This is a genomic window from Psychrobacter sp. Marseille-P5312, from assembly GCF_900291405.1.
Taxonomy (GTDB): Bacteria; Pseudomonadota; Gammaproteobacteria; order Pseudomonadales; family Moraxellaceae; genus Psychrobacter; species Psychrobacter celer.
Map to the genome: position 1 here is coordinate 2961812 of NZ_OLML01000001.1, position 20826 is coordinate 2982637.

Here is a 20826-nt window from a genome sequence, read left to right on the forward strand (position 1 = left end):
CTAGTGATGCTCACCAGGCAGTATTTTTGCAAAAATACGCTGCGCTAAATTCGGCTTACTATCGGTCGTCTGGGCAGCCGTCGAGCTCGGGAAGATACGATAACCAATAGACTGTACCCCCACGTTAAATGCAGGTACCAACGAGTAGCTTGCAGACGCAAATCTACCCATGTTGCTGGCGATACTGTTTGGTTTATGGACGATCGCTTTGGCTACCATCATCGCCGCCTCATCAGGCATCAATGCTGGCATATAACGATATAGCTTGGTCGGTGCAATCATCGGCGTGCGCACCAGTGGCATAAAAATGTTGGTGACTTTGATATTATCGCCTTTGACCTCTGCTGCCAGACAGCGACTAAACGCATCAAGCGCTGATTTTGAGGCAACATAAGCGGCAAAACGCGGACTGTTTGCCAGTACGCCAATGGAGGAGATATTGACAATTTGCCCCTTCTTTCTGCCAATCATCGTCGGAAGTAGTCCCAAAACAATCTTTACCGCACCAAAGTAATTGACATCCATTGTGCGCTCAAAGTCATGAAAACGGTTGACAGATTCATGCACTGAACGGCGAATCGAGCGCCCCGCATTATTGACCAACACATCGACATGACCAAAATCAGCAAGAATCCGTTTGCTGACGTCTTCGATATCATCCATATCGGTCAAATCACATGGATAATAACTGGCCCTGCCACCGAGTGTTTCGATATTGTCCGCGACAATTTTTAGCTTGTCTTTGGTACGTGCCAACAAAATCACATGAGCGCCGCACTCACTGAGCAAAAAAGCAGTACGCTCGCCGATACCACTTGAGGCACCCGTGATTATGATATGCTTACCTTTAACCGCTTTGGCGATTGCTTTTTTTGAAGGGTTGGCCATAAAAAGTCCTTTTTGTTTGTTTTATGTTCTTTTGTAGGATAGCAAAAAATATGGCCTGAGGTGAATAAATCGTCAGTACAAACATCGCGATTGATGATTATTTTTATTTACCCGCCCTAGTGACTACTGATGCGTACACAGAAAATTCTCGACCACACGAAACTGTCCTGCGGTACTCTCTTCGCCATACATCGCTTGACGAAAGGCATTAGAATTTGGGATGCCCGTGGTGTACCACGCAATATGCTTACGCGCAATACGGCAGCCTGAGTATTCGCCATAAAAATCATACAGCTCTTGTAGATGCGCGAGCACAATCTCTTTAATCTCGCGAACACTTGGTGCTGGTAGCCGCTCACCTGTCCGCAAAAAATGACCAATATCACGAAACAGCCACGGCTGACCTTGAGCGGCGCGCCCTATCATCACGGCATCACAGCCTGTCATCTCGTAGACATATTGGGCTTTTTCAGGGCTATCGATATCGCCATTGGCAATGACAGGGATACCGATACTGTCTTTGACTTCGCGTATCAGCTCATAACGCGCCGTACCTGTATACATGTCCTCACGCGTCCGCCCATGAATCGCAATCGCTGCGATACCAGCTTGCTCAGCACGGCGTGCCACTCGCAAGATATTTTCGCGGCCATTTTCATAACCCAGTCGCGTCTTTAGGGTGACGGGAGCATCGACTGCACCTACTGCCGCATCGAGCAGACGCGCCACCAAATCTTCGTCTTGCAGCAAGGCTGAGCCTGCCAGCTTACGGCAGACTTTTTTGGCAGGACAGCCCATATTGATATCAATAATCTGCGCGCCATTGTCAATCTGATAACGCGCCGCTTCAGCCAATTTATCAGGCTCAGCCCCTGCTATTTGTGCCGAGATGGGCGCAATCTCACCATCGAAATTGGCACGGTACAAAGACTTTTTGCTAGCATAAAGCGCGGTATCGGCGATGATCATCTCACTGACAGCATGCCCTGCGCCAAAAGATTTGCACAGTCTACGAAAAGGGTTATCCGTCACGCCGGCCATAGGTGCTACCATCAAACGGTTTTCGATACTCAGACCACCGATATCAAGCGGCTGTAATAAGGGATGCTGAGCGGCAACTGGTGCTGAAGAATCAGCCATCACAGGATTCGCAGAAGTATTTATAGACATAAAAAACGGCTTGATTTGCATAGAAAACAAGCCGTTATTCTAAGGGTTCGTACGCATATTGCAAGCCATTCACGTCAATCCTTTACCGCTATGACCTCCAATACGCCTTCCAAATAAGCAATGCGCTCGCTTACTTATCAAACACACTACCCTGCTCTAGGGTAATATCATCATCGTGTTCCTGCATACGCCAAGGCAAAATATCGGGCGAGACATTGACGAAATACAGATATTTTTCAAACTGATCGATGATATCGTTGATTACCGACTCTGGCTGATAACCATATAAGTCATAGGTTTGGCCACCGCGGCGCAGATAGACCTCGGCACGGTGATGGTGCTCTTGGGGCAGATTACCTGCCATATCTTCAGTATAATAGTCAGGAACCTCATGCTCTGATAGGCGCACCTCGTACCAAAACTCGACATTATCACCGCGTCTTAGCTCTAGTACCGCTCGATTGTTTACCTCATCATAGTTAACCTCAGGCAACCAGCCTGTCTCGGCAAATTTTTCTGCAACCTCCTGCATCGATGACATCACCGTGCCCTTGATATAGCCGAGCACCTTTTCGCGCGTTGGCTGATTGGTAATATAATCAATACGATCACGCCATGCGTCTAATTTGAGCAGATGCGGTGGTAGATGGTTGTCAGTGGCCAGACTTTGATTACGATGCCCCTCGATACGTAGCGCACGCCACATACCAAATGTCGAAATTAAGATAATCACTGCAAAAGGCAAGGCACTGACGATAGCCGCTGTCTGCAGGGCGCTTAGGCCACCTGCGATCAGCAGCACCGCTGCTACAGCACCTTCTGTAACTACCCAAAATGAGCGCTGCCACCACGGCGTATCACTACGACCACCAGCGGCGAGCGAGTCGATGACCAATGACCCTGAGTCCGATGACGTCACAAAAAAAGTAATAATCAGTAGGACGGTCAATGACGAGACAATTTGAGTAAAGGGTAAGTTTTCTAGCAACTTAAATAAAGCAATGGCTTGGTTGTTTTGTACCTCGCCGATCAGCGCCTCATAACCATCGACCATAATCATATGCAGCGCGGTATCCCCAAATACCGAAAACCAAAAGAAGGTAAACAGCGTTGGGACAAGCATCACGCCCAGCACAAACTCACGAATGGTACGGCCGCGACTGATTTTGGCGATAAATAGTCCGACAAAAGGCGCCCACGCGATCGTCCATGCAAAGATAAATAGCGTCCAGCTACCGATCCAATCACTCGATTGATAAGCTTGTAGGCTAAAGGTGCGCTCAACGATATTGCCCAAATAACTGCCTGTATTTTCCATAAAGGCATTTAGGATAAATATCGACGGCCCAACCACAAACACAAACAGCATCAAAGCCGTGGCCAGCACCATGTTTAAGATAGACAGGCGTTTGACGCCCTTATCCATCCCAGCCAGTACAGACACCAGTGCTGCGGTGGTCACCAGCGCAATGATGATGACTTGTACGGTGGTGCTCACTGGAATCATATCGGGTAATAAGTAATTCAAGCCTGCATTAATCTGAGCCACAGACAGACCTAAACTGGTGGCGATACCAAACATGGTACCCAAAATCGCAAACACATCCACCGTATGTCCGATAGGCCCATGGATTTTGTCACCGATTAAGGGATAGAGGGTGGAGCGCACCGACAGCGGTAAGCCGTGCCGAAAGGAAAAATACGCCAATGACAACCCCACGACGCCGTATATCGCCCAAATATGAAACCCCCAATGAAAATAGGCAATCTGCATCGCCTCCTTGGCCGCCTCAATCGTCTGCGGCTCTGAGAGTGGTGGACTGGCAAAATGTAAGACCGGCTCGGCGACACCATAAAAGAGCAAGGCAATGCCGTAACCTGCCGAAAACAGCATAGCAAACCATTCGAGAAACTGATATTCAGCTTCTGCATGGTCAGGGCCTAACTTGATGCTGCCATAAGGCGAAAACGCCAACACGATGACAAACATCAAAAATATGGCAACTGCCAGCATATAAAACCAGCCGAACGTCTCGGTGGTAAATGCCAGAACGGTACTAAACAGCTCACCGGCCGCCTCTGGATTGATAGCAGTGCCAATCACCAATAGCAGCATGATGGCCGCCGCTGGGACAAAAACTGGCAACAAAATAGTGGAGCGAGGTAATTTACTCATAGAAGTGATATCCTCAAAAAGTGACAAAACCGATCAACCGTGCTTGTTAAAATATTTTTTGCATAAAATGTCTGTCTGATAAATGTTTGATACTACATTTTTGACTTCTGACTTCTGACTTCTGACATTGTCTGCTTATAGGCACTGGTTTGATGCATGGGTTCTAAAGACGAAACTGCTTAACCAACAGTCAGCCATTATGATATTTATCACACTCTTTTGAAAAACCCCAGACAATCTCTGTCCTTGTAACACTACTTTAACGATTGTTACATGACTATTACCAAGCAAAAAAGGCAGCTTGTTAGCCGCCTTTAATATATAAAATATATCTGTTTGTCTACAATGACAATATTATCCTGCAATAACTGCGGCAAGCTGTTGCGCCAGATCTGCCAGCTCGCCTTGATCTGCTTGGGTGACGGCATGACGGCCTAGCTCATGAATACTTGATGGAATCAGATGGACATGATAATGAAACACTGTCTGCCCAGCTTGCGAACCATTTAGCTGCATTTGGATGATACCTTCGCGCTCAAACACTTGACGCTGCGCTTGCATGACTTTTTTGGCAGTCATCAGTACCGCTGCCGCATATTCTGGCTCTAGATCAGCCAAATCGATTGCTTTTTGTTTGGGAATGACCAGTACGTGGCCTTTTGCTTGTGGCATGATATCCATAAAGGCAAGGGTTTTATCGTCTTCAAAAACCTTGTGATATGGAATCTCACCCTTTAGCATTTTTGCAAAGATGTTATTGTCGTCATACTGAACGTGGTTGTTTTGATTCATTGTTATTCCTTTATTCATTGGCCAGTGTGGTGAGTGAATGACTCGGAAGCTTTGCTCACAACAAGTGTTATATAGTGGACGAAATATCGCCTGAGTACAAGCCGCTTACTGACTTGTCAATCAAAGCTCCCATACCGATATGCGCCGACTCGCTCAGCAATTTATTGGCGATTCATAGACTTTAAATGTTATATTAACCCTCTACTTTAATGATGCTATATTTATGGATTCGCCTACCTTGCCGACGCCCTTATCAAACGACAACCTAAACGACCATTTAGCTGCCAGATCTGCTGCAGAAACGCGTACTGAGCATCCAGCGCAGAGCCTGCCGCCTAATAGCGTGATTTTGGCCGAGGCGCTGACCGATAGCAGCATTCATTGGCAAATACACAACTGTAAAGTCAGCAAAAAAACAGTGACGCAGGAGTTGCCGCTGCCTTTTTTATATCATTACGACAGCTTAGACGATGCCATCAAGCAAGCCAACCCGCTCACGCCTGCCCTACTGGCTCAGTTTAATAGGCCGATGAGTGCCAGTGAGGCCGCGCAGCTCATCGGGATTGAGGCCGCGCTCATCAGCAGTCCTTGGCATATCAAGGTCATCGGCTCACTGGTGGTGTTTAGCGAGGCGCTGCAGTTAGCTGTGCGTCTGCACTGGACCAATACGGGCAAAGACACCGAGCAGATCTATACCAAAGAAGCGATGGATGCGCTGAGCACCGCCTTAAAAGACTGGCAGTTTTTTGGCCGCGTCGATGTGCTCTACAAAAACGACAAACAAACGCTTGTCTCTGTTTTAGAGGATGCTGACTCACAAGCGGCGACAAACGAGCGGATACTACCCATCGCCGCCAGCGCTGAGTATCAGCTGTTGCCAGCGCCTCACGCTCTAGAGGTTATCGCCCGACTAGAAGCGGATAAAACCGATCTGCCTTGGTTTGACAAAGCCATCTTAGAGCGCTTAGCATAAATTGTCGTGTTGGGCAGCCTTATGGTTTCTTGTGGTTTGTCATTGATGCGCTTGCAGGACGGCACATTGCTATTAGAATAAGATCTTATCGATACGATGAATCCACGTGATCATGGCATATTTTTATCATCTAACGCCGTAAAACCACATCCTTCTAGGGCGTAGATATCAGGCATCAGCCATTGTCGCCTAGTATGGTGAACCCCTTGATAACCAAACCCATTGAGATCATAATTATTCCATGGAAACACTCAAGCTACGCATCAAAGACAAACACGCCACTCAGCTCAATATCTTAGCTGGGGCGGTTAACTTTGTCTGGAATTACGTCAATGAGCTTAGTTTTAAACATTTACAGAGTACAGGCAAATTCTTTTCAGCCTATGATTTGGCCGCTTATACCAAAGGCAGTGGCGAGTATCTAAATCTGCACAGCCAAACCCTACAAGCCATCTCTGAAACCCATGCCAAAAGCCGTAAACAGTTTAAAAAAACCAAACTAAACTGGCGCACCAACAACCCAAAGACCAAGAGAAGAAGTTTGGGCTGGATTCCTTTTAAAAAGACCGCGATTAAGCATATCAATACGCGCCAAAGCGGTAAAAAGTCTCTAAAAAGCACCCTGCAATTTAGCTTAGCTAACCGTCAAAAGCTGATCATTGATCTGTGGGATAGCTACAATTTAGCCCTGTACAGCATCAATACTTGTGAGTTGGTGCAAGACGCACGAGGCAGATGGTATGCCTGTATCACCGTCAAAGAATTTCCAAAGATTAAGTGTGGTACTGGCCAAGTCGGTATTGATCTAGTCTGTCAGGATTCAGCAGTCAGTAGTGAGGGTGATCAGCTACAAATCAAAGTCACCCATCAATATGCTGAAAAACTGGCCATTGCCCAAAGAGCCAAGAATAAAAAGCGGGTCCGTGCGATACACGCCAAGATTAAAAACACCCGCCAAGACTTAATCCATAAATTCACATCAAAGCTTGTTAAGGCCAACAGCCTAATCGTTGTTGGAAAAATCAAATCAACATCATTCACTTCATGCAAACTGGCCAAATCCGTCTATGATGCTGGTTGGTTTGAGATTAAGCGGCAACTGGATTATAAATGCGCGAACGCAGGTTGCCACTATATCGAAGTCAATGAAGCGTACAGCACCCAAACCTGATCAAATTGCGGCTCTCGCCAAGACAGCCCGAAAGGTAGATCAGGTCTTGGTATAAGAGAATGGTTTTGTCGTTCTTGTAAAACGACCCATAACAGAAATGTTAATGGAGCAAAAAACATTCTCGCGGTCGGGCTTGACCGTCTTTAGTAGGAATCCCCTCCGTTTAGGAAGGGGAGGAAGTCAACATTCATATCTAATGGTATGGTCATGACCTAGTATTATTCATTGGTCGTTATTTAGTATAAAAAGCACACTATCATCACAGCTTAGGCTGCACTTTTTTATAAACTTCGCCTATTTGTAAGGAAAATCACATGGATTATCGCTCAAAAACCTCTACCGGTGGTCGCAACATGGCAGGTGCTCGCGCACTGTGGCGTGCAACTGGCATGACTGATGGCGACTTTGGTAAACCAATCATTGCCATTGCCAACTCATTTACTCAGTTTGTACCCGGTCACGTACACCTAAAGGATTTGGGTCAGATGGTCGCACGTGAAATCGAAAGAGTGGGCGGTGTGGCAAAGGAGTTTAATACCATTGCGGTCGACGATGGTATCGCTATGGGCCATAGCGGCATGCTGTACTCATTACCCAGCCGCGATCTGATCGCTGACTCAGTGGAGTACATGGTCAACGCCCACTGCGCCGATGCCTTGGTATGTATCTCTAACTGTGACAAAATCACCCCAGGTATGTTGATGGCCGCGATGCGTCTTAATATTCCTGTAGTGTTCGTCTCTGGTGGGCCTATGGAGGCTGGTAAAGTCATAGCCAGTACGGTGGCTCATAGTCATAACAATGATGGTGGCAGCGATGTCCATACCACTGATAGTAAAGGCAACGCCATTCGCAAGCTCGACTTGGTCGATGCCATGATGGATGCCGCTGATGACACCATCAGTGACGAAGACGTTTTGGCTATCGAAAGCTCTGCCTGCCCGACGTGCGGCTCATGCTCTGGTATGTTTACTGCCAACTCCATGAACTGCTTGACCGAAGCACTGGGACTATCATTGCCAGGCAATGGCTCGCTGCTTGCCACTCACGCGCTGCGCCGCGAGTTGTTTTTAGAAGCGGGCCGCACGATTGTCTCATTGGCCAAACGCCGCTATGAGCAAGACGACGAATCTGTCTTGCCGCGCTCTATCGCCACCAAAGCTGCGTTTGAAAACGCCATGAGCCTCGATATCGCCATGGGCGGCTCGACCAACACCATTTTACATTTACTGGCCGCCGCCAACGAAGCGGAAGTGGATTTTAAAATGGCGGACATCGACCGCCTAAGCCGCGGTGTACCTTGCCTATCTAAAGTCGCGCCTGCTTCACAAAAGTACCATATGGAAGACGTCCACCGTGCAGGCGGCGTGATGGCACTACTCGCCGAGCTTGATCGAGCAGACCTATTGACCACCGACATACCGACCATCCATAGTGCCACGATGAAAGAAGCCATCGACAAATGGGATATCATGAACCCTGACAACACCGAAGCACGGGCGCTATATATTGCAGCACCGGGCGGTGTACGTACCACTCAAGCGTTTTCGCAGGCGAAAGAGTGGCCAAACCTCGATGTCAATCGCGAGTCAGGCTGTATCCGTAGTGTCAAACACGCTTACTCAACAGATGGCGGCCTTGCGGTGCTTTATGGCAACATCGCCGAGCGTGGATGTGTGGTCAAAACCGCAGGTGTTGATGAGAGTATTTTAACCTTTACAGGTCGCGCACGTATTTTTGAGTCACAAGACGCAGCCGTCGCAGCCATATTGGCAGATGAGATCGTCGCAGGTGATGTGGTCATCATTCGCTATGAAGGACCAAAAGGTGGCCCTGGTATGCAGGAGATGCTATACCCTACTACGTATCTTAAGTCTAAAGGCTTGGGCAAAGAGTGTGCGCTGCTGACTGACGGCCGCTTCTCTGGTGGCACCTCTGGCCTCTCTATTGGTCACGCCAGCCCAGAAGCGGCGGAAGGCGGCGCGATTGGCTTGATTATGGAAGGCGACACCATTCATATCGATATCCCAAATCGCACCATCAACATGCAAGTCAGTGATGCCGAGTTAGCGGCGCGCCGCGAAGAAATGGAAGCACGTGGCCGTGATGCGTGGAAGCCTGTCAGCCGTGAGCGTTATGTGACGCCAGCCTTACGCGCTTATGCGGCCATGACCACCAGTGCAGATACGGGGGCGATACGCGACGTGAGTCAAGTTGAACGCTAACCACATCCCTACTCTCTAAAACCTCAAGCTGTTGAGAAAAGCCTGCATCGTGCAGGCTTTTTTTTCACAAAAAAACAACGCAGCACGCGTTTTGATAACGATTTTTTGCGGTAATAATATATTTTTGCCGTCATGATAAGACTGACTCAGAGTAGCCGCGCTGACGACTTCGAACAAACTATCAGTCAGATAACTGAGGTGAGCTGGTTATCGACTAGGTCGTCATACATTAAATATTTTCAAATAGTTATCGATAAGAATTTTTATAACATATTTTTATAACATAGTCGCGTGCACCCCTTTATGATTGAAAACTATAACGTCTTCTTATTGGTCTGCGGTATCGCCTTTTTGTTTGGGGCGCTGTTTCCTATCGTGTTTAAACGCACCCCGATCTCATTGCCGATGCTGCAGGTAAGCTTTGGGTTACTCATAGGTTATTGGTGGACGACGTTATCGTTTTTGGATCCGATTGACAATGGCCTTATCATCGAAAAACTCACAGAAATCGTGGTCTTGGTATCACTGGTTGGCGCGGGTATCAAGATTGATACCGAGCTTTCTTGGCGGCTGTGGCGACCGACGATCAGGCTGCTGCTCATCACCATGCCGATTGGTATTTTTGCCATGGCAGCGTTGGGCTACTATGCTTTTGGTTTGAGTTTGGGGGCGGCGATTTTGTTAGGTGCGGTGTTGGCACCGACCGATCCTGTCTTGGCGTCTAGCATTCAGGTCGGCCCACCAAACACTGGCGGTGAGGACACACCGCGCTTTACCTTGACCTCAGAAGCAGGGTTGAATGACGGATTGGCGTTTCCATTTGTTTATTTGGCCATCAAGGTGGCAGAAGCGTTGAGCGCAGGTCAGCGTTTCGATGGCGAGATGCTCTGGTCATGGTTTACTCATGATGTTTTGTGGAAGATAGGCGCAGGATTGATGGTGGGTATCGTCGTTGGCAAAGCCATGGCCAAGCTTGTGTTTTCTAAATACAGTCAAGAAACGCCCATCTCGCAAGGCTATGTGGTGATCGCTCTGACGCTGGTCGCTTATGGACTGGCCGAGTATGTAGAGAGCTATGGTTTTATCGCTGTGTTTGTCGCAGCCTTTGCCTTTCGCCGCTCAGAGCACCAGCACAATTACCATCAAAAACTCCATGATTTCGCTGAGCAGTCAGAAGGCTTACTCATGTCGCTGGTACTGGTAGTGTTTGGGATGCTGCTTGGTCAAGGCTTACAGTCAGGCATCGAGCTGACATGGCGAGTCTACATCGTCAGCTTTGTGTTTTTACTTCTGATACGTCCTATCGGCGGGTTTATCGCCTTATCGGGGCTAGGCCTACCTCATTCCGAAAAATACGCAATCTCAGCCTTGGGCATTCGCGGTATCGGCACCTTGTATTACTTATCCTATGCGCTCAACCACGGCTACTTTGCAGACGATGATGCGCTCAAGTTATGGGTGGTCTGCTCTATTGTAATTTTGATATCTATCTTTATGCATGGCTTGAGTGCGCCAAAGCTGCTCAAAATAACACCCAATAAGCCGCCTTCGACATAAGCATTATCGAACATGTTAGCAATTTATACACTAGCTACGTGTGGCTAAGGCGCTATCAACGCGAGCACTGCTTCGGTCAAAGCAAACTGACGAACGTCATTGAGCATCGTAGTATCGAAGTTATGAATAAAAGCAAACGACAATTGCCGTGATGGATCACACCACGCCACTGAGCCGTTGTAGCCCATGTGACCAAAACCCGCCGCAGTATCAGCACAGACACTAAACAGACGATGATAACCCAAGCGCCAATACATAGGCGCTGGCATGACTGCGTCTAACCCTGTGACTTCGGGCGTGGATAACTGCTCAAAAGTAGCGCGATCGATTAGCTTCTGACCTTGCCATACCCCGCCATTGGCAAGCATGGCATATATCGTCGCCAGCGCCTGAGCCGACGCGACCCCATTAGCGGCAGGAATGACGGCTTGTAGCGTTTGTCGTTGATAGTAATCAATAGGCTGTTTGCCGGCTGGGATAAGCGCTGATTTGTAGTTTTTTAGATTGAGGTGGCTGGTATCAAAATACAGACCACTGATACCTGCAGTGGTTAACGCCGGCTGGCGGTGATGTCCTTTATCCGTCCCAGAAGCAGCTACAGAGCGCTGCATCTGCAAGGCTTGCTGCTGCCAACACGCCGCGCTTGGTAGATGGTTATAGACAGATAAGGTATTTGCCGAGTCTGGTTTTAATGTGGGTTTTTGTCGTTTTTGCCGCAGCTTAGAGGTTGCCGTCTCGTCTGCATCAAAGTCTTTGGCCAGCTTGGCGACAAGGTCGACTTTATCATCTGGTACCCCAAAATAGCAGCTATCGGCAATCCCTAATGGCGTCGTCAAATAATGGCTAAGCGCTTGCGCAAGCGGCATCTTGGTGACGATTTCTACCAAGCCGCCCAGCACCCAGCCGTAGATGAGCGCACTATAAGCGGAGTCGTAAGCGTCGGCTTGATCAGGTTGAGTCATGGTCATGTCGGCGACTTTTTTGCGCATATATGACCAGTCTAGTACCGCCTCGCTATCTGCCCCAATACTGGTAATTGCAAAGAGATCAGCTTGGTGCGACATCACCTGCCGTAGCGTAATATGCGCTTTGCCATTAGCCGCAAATGCCGGCCAATACTGGGCAATGGGGACGTCATAAGCGAGTAGCTGTTTGGAGACCAATACATGAACCAAAGCCGCGAGCACCCCTTTACCGGTCGAAAAGTTAATCGCTAGGGTTTGCGGTTGCCATGCCATCTCTGGACGCGCCAAGCCCACACTGGCACGAGCGATACACTCGCCTGCCTGATAGACCACTAGCGCCCCGCCAGCTGGCGCATCATCAAGCTGCAAGCTGGTCAGCAATTGCTGTAGACGCTGCTGCAGGGTGGTATTTATTTGAGTGTCATCGTGTTTGTCGGTTTTGTTCATTGTCTCAGTCATGGCAGCCTTACTCTATTATCATAAAAAGGCCACCGTCTGGTCGCCTTTTGTTCTATTAGCCGATTACTCTAGGGCGTGTCTTTATTTCAAAAATGGTGATAAAAGTGAGATAAATTGCGGTCAAACAGATGTTTGGCAAAATTAGGCCATTTTTAGCCCATTTAGATACCTATCGAGTGAATTGAAGACACGCTCTAGTCTTCGTCTTATTAGCGCGGGACCAACAAACGATTATACACCTCATCTTCTAGCTTGCTCAGACCGTGACTACGTCCCCGTGCCATGGCTGTATCCATTTTTCGGCCGCGCAACCAGCCGGCGCGCAGTGCCGTCACCGCGCCCACTCTATTACCAGAGCCACAGTGTAGGGCTACCTTTTTGCCGTGATACTGGCGCAGGATGTTATCAAACGCCAATACTTTTAGCTGCTTTAAATCAGCAGCGCCGCTGATAGGCAGCTGCTCATAATACATGCCTGCGCGCTTGACGGCGGCAGCTTCATCGAAGCTCAGCTCGTCATCAGGCTGCAAGTTGATGACCAGCTCGACGCCAGCCTTTGCCAATGCATCAACTTTTTGTTCATCCAGAGCGCCGCATACGATGGTATTGGCATCAGGACGAAAATAAGGCTCAAAGAGGGTCGAAAGCTCGATGCCATTGTCCACATTGTCCGCATCAGCTGTGGCGCTGTCGTCTGCCGCAGCATCATTGGCAGCAGCGGTATTAGTTACTGCGACATCATTGATTTGGTCTGAATTTGGGGTGGTTACTGTAGTATGTGAGGTCATAATAATAAAAAGATTCGTTAGTCTGTCTACGTAGGATATATAAAGACAAACGCGCTTTAGTGCTTAAACGCGTTTGATCCGTTCGCCATCACTTTCGATAGCAGTTACGCGAGAGCCCCAGCTGTATTTACTTAGCGGTCTTGAGTGTTACCAAACCCGCTAGATGAGGCTTGTCGTTTTTGGCGCTAAATAGACCAAACTCACAACTATCATCCGTGTTTTGTAGCTGTGATACCGGCTCGGCAATCAGCTCTACTTCAGCAGGCAAAAAGATAGGGAGTTTAAAGGACACATCGACAGTACAGGCATCAGGCAGCTCATCCATCAGCGCGAGACATTTGGCTTTCGACCACATACCATGAGCGATCGCTTTTGGAAAACCAAAGGCCCGTGCCGATAGTGGATGCAAGTGAATGAGGTTAAAATCCCCTGAGACAAACGCATAACGACGGCCAATATCTTCTGGTACTTCAAAAACACTGTGGGTCCCATTGTCATCGATAGTCGGTTTTACGGTAACTGGGCGCGGTTTGCTTTTTTTGTCTTTACTGCTGCTGGGTTTTTTGCCACGCGATAGATAGGTTGATGTCCCCTCCCACACCACCTCGTCTTTTGATTTGACTGTCGTGACAAAATCAAACTGTTGACCTTGGGCATGGTCGCGCAGATTATCAAAAGTCACAGACATCGCCACTGTTTCACGCTCACCGATAGGACGATACTGCGTCACACTGTTGTCTACGTGTACGAGACCGAGCATCGCAAAGGGAAACGGCTCTTTGACCATCATGTTCATTTGCAGCGTCTGCGACAACACAGAAAAATAAGTAATAGGCACTTTGCCATTATCTGCAAAACCACAAATCTTACGATAATCGTCTAAATTTTCTTGATCAATATGGAGGTCATCGACGTAGTAAGTCGCTTGTGGTAACTGATCTTTACTGACTTTGCCACTGTTGCCGATAGGCAATAAACTTTTGACGATATTGGCATAAGTTGTATGCGCTTTTGGCAACGCATCATAGTGTTTGTCTGACATAAATAAATCCTAAGTAGGGCTGGAGCAAACCTTTTGGGGCATTGTTATCATGAATTCTACGTTTTTATCATAAAAAAGCCACCCTTGGGCAGCTTTATTACAATTTATCAGCAATTTTTTCGTAAGCATATGTTAGGCAATCAAGAAAAAATCTCACATTACGATGTGAGCACCGCTTTATTCTTTAGCGACACTTACCTTATTTACTTTTGCCACAGCTTAGCTATCCACGGACAATTGCTTGTCCTAAGCACCCAGTAAGCTTTGACCACAAACGCGAACGATGTTGCCATTTAGGCCACCCGATGCAGGAGAGGCAAACCAAGCGATGGTCTCGGCCACGTCTACTGGCAGACCGCCTTGGCTCATGGAGTTCATGCGGCGACCTGCCTCACGAATAGCAAAAGGGATGGCCTCTGTCATTTGCGTCTCAATAAAGCCTGGTGCCACAGCGTTGATGGTCATACCCTTGGCATTGTCTTGTAACTGTTTGGCGGTAGCATTGACCAGTCCGATGACGCCTGCTTTAGAAGTGGCATAGTTGGTTTGTCCCATGTTGCCTGCGATGCCTGAGATAGATGACACACATACGATACGTGCGTTGTCTTTTAATACATCGTTTTCTAATAGATAGCGATTGAGTCGTGCGATGCTAGCTAGGTTGATATCGATGACCATATCCCACTTTTTTTCATCCATTTTTGCCAACGTCTTATCGCGCGTGACCCCAGCATTGTGAATGATTGAATCAAGCCCACCGCGCTTTTGTGCCGCCTCTGCAATTTGCTTGCCTGCATCCTCGCTGGTGATATCGACTGTCAGCACAGAGCCGCTGATTTCGCTTGCGACTTTTTGTAGATCTGCCTGCTGCTGAGGTACATCTAGGCAGATAACGTGAGCGCCTTCGCGAGCCAATACACGCGCGATTGCTTCACCGATACCGCGGCTGGCACCTGTCACCAGCATGGTTTTGCCACCTAAAGGCTGTGTCCAGTCGACATCCACAGTGTCGCCTTTACTGACACGTACCACTTGGCCTGACACATACGCTGAGCGCGCTGAGGTAAAGAAACGCAGCGTTGAATCAAGATTTTGCTCAGCACCTTCTTCGACGTAGATCAACTGGGCGGTGATACCGCGCTTAAACTCTTTACCAACAGACTTCACAAAACCCTCAAGCGCACGCTGCGCCAAGGCAGCTTCGATGTCTGTGAGGTTTTCTGGCGTACGACCAATGATGATGACACGGCCTGATTTTTCGACACGGCGCGCCACTGTATGAAAAAATGCGTATACTGCTTTTAGCTGATCGGCGTTACTGATATTACTGGCATCAAATAGCAATACTTTAAACTTATCATCGCCGCCCGTATTGGCTTTTGCGTCTACACCAGCATCAGCCAGCGCATCTTTGATATCGTCGCTACTATTGACGTATACATCTGCATGGACCTCTGATAAGATGCGGGCCACTGCAGCGCTTACGCTTTTGTCGTCGCCATCAGCGCGACCAACCAACACACTGCCACGCACCAAAGGCTCACCGCTCTCAAAACGATCTAACGTCACTGGCAGTGGTAAACCTAAATTTTTGGCCACTTTTTTGCCAATAGACGACTGAACAAAATCACCATAACGGTCTGACATAATATAATCCCTATAATAAATGGTTAAAATAATTAAAAATGCAATACGCCTATTATATAGACTCACCGGACGCATCGTTATTGATATTTAGTAAATGCATTAAAATCTGGCTTAACTATACACTTCCGCTATAAACAAGTCCAAAAACTGACAAAGTCTACAACAATCTGTAAACAAGCCAGTATACAAGATGGCAACTTTTTTTCGCGTCACCGTGCCTGATACTGTGTTAAAATCAGACCCATAAGTTATGGCAAATGCAATTATCGATAACAATATATTATCAAATGCATTATTATGCAATGGTAATAATCGAGACGCCTGAGTTTACAAAAATAGTCTGGGTTTTCAAGCCGCTCTTTTGCTTTTAAAACCCTGACCAAGCGGCGACAAATAAGCGTCACATCGTTTGCCAAAGACATACATTACGCTGGTAAAAACGTCTTATCATAGATGACCATAGTAAGTAATAAATAATGGCCAGCAGCCACCTTTTTTCTTTTGTACCCATACTCTTTAAGGATAATATTATGAGTAATAAAAACAGTCAGCCTGATAGTCCAGTCGTTGAAAGCACTGTCGTAAAGTCTACCGATAGCAGCAGCAATAACAGCAAAAAAGACACTACAACCAAAGGCACTGACAGCAAAAAAACCACTGAAGGCACTGCCGCAGCCGTCGGCAAAACAGCAGCGGCTACCCAATCAAAAAAGGCCAAACCAGCCTCAAACCTAAACCGCGTCGCAATCTTGGGCGGCAACCGTATTCCCTTTGCCCGCTCAAATGGCACTTATGCTGACGTCAGCAATACGGACATGCTAACCGCTGCATTAGATGGTTTGGTCGAGCGTTATAACCTACAAGACGAAATCATCGGAGAGGTTGTCTCTGGTGCAGTCATGAAGCTGAGCCGCGACATCAACTTAACGCGTGAAGCGACGCTAAATACAGCCCTAAACCCTCATACGCCAGCATATGACATCTCACAAGCCTGTGGTACTGGCTTACAAGCGACCCTTGCCTCTGCCAACAAAATCGCCCTTGGTTTGATTGACTCAGCCATCACAGGCGGTGTCGACACCACCTCTGATGCACCTATCGCTATCGGTGATGGTCTGCGCAAAGTCCTTATCAAACTCGGTGCGGCAAAAGACAACAAGCAACGTCTAAAAGCACTAATGGGTCTAAACCCTAAAGATTTGATCGACACCCCACAAAACGGTGAGCCACGTACCGGCCTATCAATGGGTGAGCACCAAGCCATCACCACGCTTGAGTGGAATATCAGCCGCGAAGCCCAAGACGAGCTGGCGTTTAACAGCCACAAAAACCTAGCACGTGCTTATGACGAAGGCTTCTTTGACGACCTTATCACGCCATATAAAGGCTTGACTCGTGACAACAACTTGCGCCCCGACACCACGCTCGAAAAGTTGGGCAAGCTAAAGCCAGTATTTGGTAAAAAGAACGCCAACCCAACCATGACAGCGGCCAACTCTACCCCCCTCACTGATGGCGCCTCTTGTGTCCTACTCGGTACGGATGAGTGGGCAAAAGAACACGGTCTCAAGCCATTGGCGTACATCGCGCACCAAGAAACAGCGGCTGTTGATTTCATCGGCAAGTCAGGTACTACTGAAGGCTTGCTAATGGCACCTGCCTATGCGGTACCGCGTATGCTTGAGCGTGCTGGCCTAACGCTGCAAGACTTCGACTTTTATGAAATCCACGAAGCGTTTGCATCACAAGTGCTCTCAACGCTTGCAGCATGGGAAGATGAGACATTCTGTCAAGAACGTCTGGGTCTTGATGCGCCACTTGGCTCCATCGATCGTAGCAAGCTAAACGTAAATGGCTCATCATTGGCAGCAGGCCATCCATTTGCAGCGACAGGCGGCCGTATCCTAGCCACTGCAGCTAAGCTACTGGATCAAAAAGGCTCAGGCCGCGCCCTGATCTCTATCTGTGCAGCAGGTGGTCAAGGCGTCACGTGTATCCTAGAAAAATAATATCGCCATTGTCTGTTTAGCAGACAGATAGCTTCGGTTTTCTAAAACACCCATTAATCACGCGATTAATGGGTGTTTTTTTGTGCATACAATCGGCCAATAAAACCAATGACCGCTGCCTTATCAAAGACCACTTCACACAATAATCAAACGCACCTACCGCCTAGTCCCACTGCCAGATGTGCTAAAATAAAGGCCACAACAAACAAAATCATAATAATATTTGGCAGGAGCTTTTTATGAGTAAAATTCCTTCGGCGATTGACCCAAAACTCTTAACCATACAAGAGCGTCAAAATCTTAGCCCACCCGAGCAAAACAGCTTTATCAGTCGGATGAACAAGGAAGTGTTTGATGATGAGCTGCGCCGCAAAATGCACGAAGACCTTATCGACACCTATGATGAAGAGCTAGAAAACGAAATAGATGATTATGTGCGTGATTTTCGTTTTGATGGGCGGGAGATGAGCGAGCAAGGAAGGCTGGATCGCCGACTGTACTTTCAGGAGCTGGTGCGCCTGCAGCGCGAGCTTATCAAGCTACAAGACTGGGTGGTCGATCGCGGCGAGCGTATCGTTGTGATATTTGAAGGACGCGACTCGGCGGGCAAAGGCGGCGCGATCAAGCGCATCACCCAGCGCCTAAACCCACGGGTATGCCGCGTCGCTGCTCTGCCCGCACCGACAGAGCGTGAGCAGTCGCAGTGGTACTTTCAGCGTTATGTCGCTCACTTGCCAGCGGCTGGCGAGATCGTCTTGTTTGATCGCAGCTGGTACAACCGCGTCGGGGTTGAGCGCGTCATGGGGTTTTGTACCGATGCTCAGTATGAGGAGTTTTTTCAGTCGGTGCCTGAGTTTGAACGCATGCTCGTGCGCTCGGGTATTCGCTTGGTCAAATACTGGTTTTCGATCACCGATGACGAGCAGCATTCACGCTTTATGAGCCGTATTCATGACCCATTAAAACAGTGGAAGCTCTCCCCAATGGATTTGGAGTCGCGGCGACGCTGGGAGGACTACACCAAAGCCAAAGAAACCATGTTTGAGCGCACTCATATTCCTGAAGCGCCGTGGTGGGTAGTAGAAGGCAATAACAAAAAACGCGCGCGTCTTAATTGTATCGCCCATCTGCTCGAGCAAATCCCTTATAAAGAAGTACCGCGTGATGAGGTCGAGCTACCAGAGCGCAAACGCGATGATGAATATTACCGCGAGCCTATCCCAGATGATATGTACGTGCCGCCGCGTTATTAACGGCTTACGATTATCTTGCCCTACTCTGTCTCAAACAAAAAGGCCGCGGTATCTTAAATGAGATACCACGGCCTTTTTATACGCCTAGCATAGCATGCCAGTCATCACCATAACGCGTCAGCTACATGGTATAAGTAGACTGCAAACTGTCGATTTTGCCAGCCAATAAACGCTCTACTTCGTTTTGGATTCTTTGCCCTGCGATATCGGTGCCGATTTGTACCGCAAAACCGGCTGGCCGGCCGCTTTGGCTTTTAGAGTTGATCCATACCACCTTACCATTCATCGGTAAACGCTCGCTGGAATTTGGCAACGTGATGGCAATAAACACTTCATCGCCCAACTGCTGTGGACGATCAGACGGTACAAATAACGCTCCATTGGTCACAAAAGATAAGTAGCTGGCATATAGCGTTTCGATGTCTTCAATATGGCAGGTTAAGACCCCGCCGCGTCTTGGCATGGCCATAGTCAGCTTCCTTTAGTCATTGGATTAAATTTTTATGAGTGAGCGCTCGTTTTAAATATTGGTTTATAAACGCGCCAATTCTTGCATCAGCTTATCATAGGCAAATTTTTCTTGCACATTTTGTTGTAGCGCAACTTTGCTTTGCTGCAAGCGATGAAAAAAATCCTCTATAGCACTGTCGTCAGGGTTACTGCCATCAGCCTGATCGCTCGTAAGCACTGTCCAATTGATGTCTTGCTGTAGTACTGCTAGACCTAAACAGACGCGGCGTATGTCGAGCAGCATCAGCTCAGAGAGCTGAATAAATTCTATAATACTAAGCTGTGATTGCCAATAGTCACTAGCCGCCACGCTACTACGTTTGCCACTTCGCAGCGCCAGCCAAGTCGTCAGCCACAAGGCACGCTTGCTATACCATGGGGCGTTGGCCAAGGCGATCGCAGCGAGCGGCGCGCCGTTAGCCAGCTGTATAAGCTGGCGAAGCGCGGCTGGGCTCACGGCTTCACGGTTGACCGTCGCCCCAAGTGCCTGCGTTACATAATCCATGGCGACTGCAGGCTCAATCGTCTGTAACGCCAACTGCTGGACGCGGCTTTTGATCGTGGGTAACAGTTGGGCTGGACTGTCGCTAATCAAAAACAAATGTACCTGCGCTTGCGGCTCCTCCAAGGTCTTGAGCAGCGCGTTGGCGGCAGCGACCGTCATTTGCTCTGCATGGTCTAATACACAGATGCGCAGGCCTTGGCCGCCTTGATAAATAAAGGGCTGTAGCGCGCGGATGTCATCTACTTTTATTTTTAAGGCGCTATTGCTTGTGGTCTTGGTGTTTTTTTTACCGGCTTTTTCTTTAGCTTCTATATTATCGATACTGACTGGCATACTGATAAGTGGCAGCGTCTGCAAGCTTGGATGTGTACCAGATCTGAGCCACTGACAGCTATCGCACGTGGCACACGCCCCTTGCGGATGGGTTGCACGCTCACGGCATAACAGCCACGCCACCAGACGCCAAACAAAAGCACGTTTGCCCATGCCTTGCATGCCTGCAGCCAGTAAAGCATGCGGCAAAGTCTGCTGCCGAGTGACGCGGTCAGTGAGCTGTGACCATAATGCCTGCTGCCATGGCAATAATGGCGCAAAGTAAATATCATCTGCAGTCTTTGATGCACCTATATTTTCCATTGTATGACCTATGGCTCCAGCTTTATAAAATGACTTGAAAGCTTAATGGTAGTTTTGCTT

15 protein-coding genes and 1 pseudogene are annotated in these 20826 nt (G+C 48.2%); 6 read left to right on the forward strand and 10 right to left on the reverse strand.

Annotated elements, in window-relative coordinates; all coding sequences use genetic code 11:
• The 4 genes from C6W44_RS12695 to C6W44_RS12710 form a co-directional block, all read right to left on the reverse strand.
• Positions 1–888, reverse strand: coding sequence for an SDR family NAD(P)-dependent oxidoreductase (locus C6W44_RS12695; RefSeq protein WP_105246158.1), 888 nt, complete (start codon positions 886–888; stop codon positions 1–3).
• 123 nt (positions 889–1011) lie between these two features.
• Positions 1012–2058 carry a tRNA dihydrouridine synthase DusB gene (gene dusB, locus C6W44_RS12700; RefSeq protein WP_227526445.1) on the reverse strand — a complete coding sequence of 349 codons (1047 nt, stop codon included), beginning with the start codon at positions 2056–2058 and terminating at the stop codon, positions 1012–1014.
• A gap of 130 nt (positions 2059–2188) precedes the next feature.
• Positions 2189–4234, reverse strand: coding sequence for a BCCT family transporter (locus tag C6W44_RS12705; protein WP_105246160.1), 2046 nt, complete (start codon positions 4232–4234; stop codon positions 2189–2191).
• A 354-nt stretch (positions 4235–4588) separates the two neighbouring features.
• Positions 4589–5026, reverse strand: coding sequence for an HIT family protein (locus C6W44_RS12710; protein ID WP_075102109.1), 438 nt, complete (start codon positions 5024–5026; stop codon positions 4589–4591).
• A gap of 223 nt (positions 5027–5249) precedes the next feature.
• On the opposite strand from C6W44_RS12710, the gene C6W44_RS12715 reads away from it, so the two are divergent.
• From C6W44_RS12715 to C6W44_RS12730, 4 genes and pseudogenes are all read left to right on the forward strand, one after another.
• Positions 5250–5999 carry a hypothetical protein gene (locus tag C6W44_RS12715; protein ID WP_105246163.1) on the forward strand — a complete coding sequence of 250 codons (750 nt, stop codon included), beginning with the start codon at positions 5250–5252 and terminating at the stop codon, positions 5997–5999.
• Between the two features lie 241 nt (positions 6000–6240).
• A pseudogene (locus C6W44_RS12720) lies at positions 6241–7337 on the forward strand (RNA-guided endonuclease InsQ/TnpB family protein).
• Between the two features lie 147 nt (positions 7338–7484).
• The gene (ilvD, locus tag C6W44_RS12725) at positions 7485–9395 is read left to right on the forward strand and encodes a dihydroxy-acid dehydratase (protein ID WP_105246165.1); all 1911 of its coding nucleotides are present in this window, start codon (positions 7485–7487) and stop codon (positions 9393–9395) included.
• 303 nt (positions 9396–9698) lie between these two features.
• Entirely contained in the window at positions 9699–10952 is a 1254-nt protein-coding gene (locus tag C6W44_RS12730) for a cation:proton antiporter (protein ID WP_105246167.1), read from the forward strand.
• A gap of 44 nt (positions 10953–10996) precedes the next feature.
• Here C6W44_RS12730 and C6W44_RS12735 read toward each other — a convergent pair whose 3' ends face one another.
• The 4 genes from C6W44_RS12735 to C6W44_RS12750 all read right to left on the reverse strand — a co-directional run bounded on the left by C6W44_RS12735 (position 10997) and on the right by C6W44_RS12750 (position 15853).
• Entirely contained in the window at positions 10997–12376 is a 1380-nt protein-coding gene (locus tag C6W44_RS12735; protein ID WP_105246169.1) for a serine hydrolase domain-containing protein, read from the reverse strand.
• Between the two features lie 209 nt (positions 12377–12585).
• Positions 12586–13164, reverse strand: a complete 579-nt coding sequence (locus tag C6W44_RS12740; RefSeq protein WP_105246171.1) for a beta-lactamase hydrolase domain-containing protein — start codon at positions 13162–13164, stop codon at positions 12586–12588.
• A gap of 127 nt (positions 13165–13291) precedes the next feature.
• The gene (locus C6W44_RS12745; RefSeq protein WP_105246173.1) at positions 13292–14206 is read right to left on the reverse strand and encodes a MaoC family dehydratase; all 915 of its coding nucleotides are present in this window, start codon (positions 14204–14206) and stop codon (positions 13292–13294) included.
• 246 nt (positions 14207–14452) lie between these two features.
• Positions 14453–15853 (reverse strand): 3-oxoacyl-ACP reductase, encoded by a 1401-nt coding sequence (locus C6W44_RS12750; RefSeq protein ID WP_105246175.1) that lies wholly within the window; start codon positions 15851–15853, stop codon positions 14453–14455.
• A gap of 530 nt (positions 15854–16383) precedes the next feature.
• On the opposite strand from C6W44_RS12750, the gene C6W44_RS12755 reads away from it, so the two are divergent.
• Positions 16384–17862: an acetyl-CoA C-acetyltransferase gene (locus tag C6W44_RS12755; RefSeq protein WP_105246177.1), complete on the forward strand. Its 1479-nt coding sequence runs from the start codon at positions 16384–16386 to the stop codon at positions 17860–17862.
• 239 nt (positions 17863–18101) lie between these two features.
• Complete coding sequence (gene ppk2, locus C6W44_RS12760; protein WP_264755629.1) at positions 18102–19115, forward strand: polyphosphate kinase 2; 1014 nt, start codon at positions 18102–18104, stop codon at positions 19113–19115.
• A gap of 121 nt (positions 19116–19236) precedes the next feature.
• On the opposite strand, the gene C6W44_RS12765 is transcribed toward ppk2, so the two are convergent.
• Together C6W44_RS12765 and C6W44_RS12770 are read right to left on the reverse strand one after the other, a co-directional pair.
• Positions 19237–19584: a PilZ domain-containing protein gene (locus tag C6W44_RS12765; protein ID WP_105246179.1), complete on the reverse strand. Its 348-nt coding sequence runs from the start codon at positions 19582–19584 to the stop codon at positions 19237–19239.
• Between the two features lie 63 nt (positions 19585–19647).
• Positions 19648–20766 carry a DNA polymerase III subunit delta' gene (locus C6W44_RS12770; RefSeq protein WP_105246182.1) on the reverse strand — a complete coding sequence of 373 codons (1119 nt, stop codon included), beginning with the start codon at positions 20764–20766 and terminating at the stop codon, positions 19648–19650.
• Positions 20767–20826 lie beyond the last annotated feature (60 nt).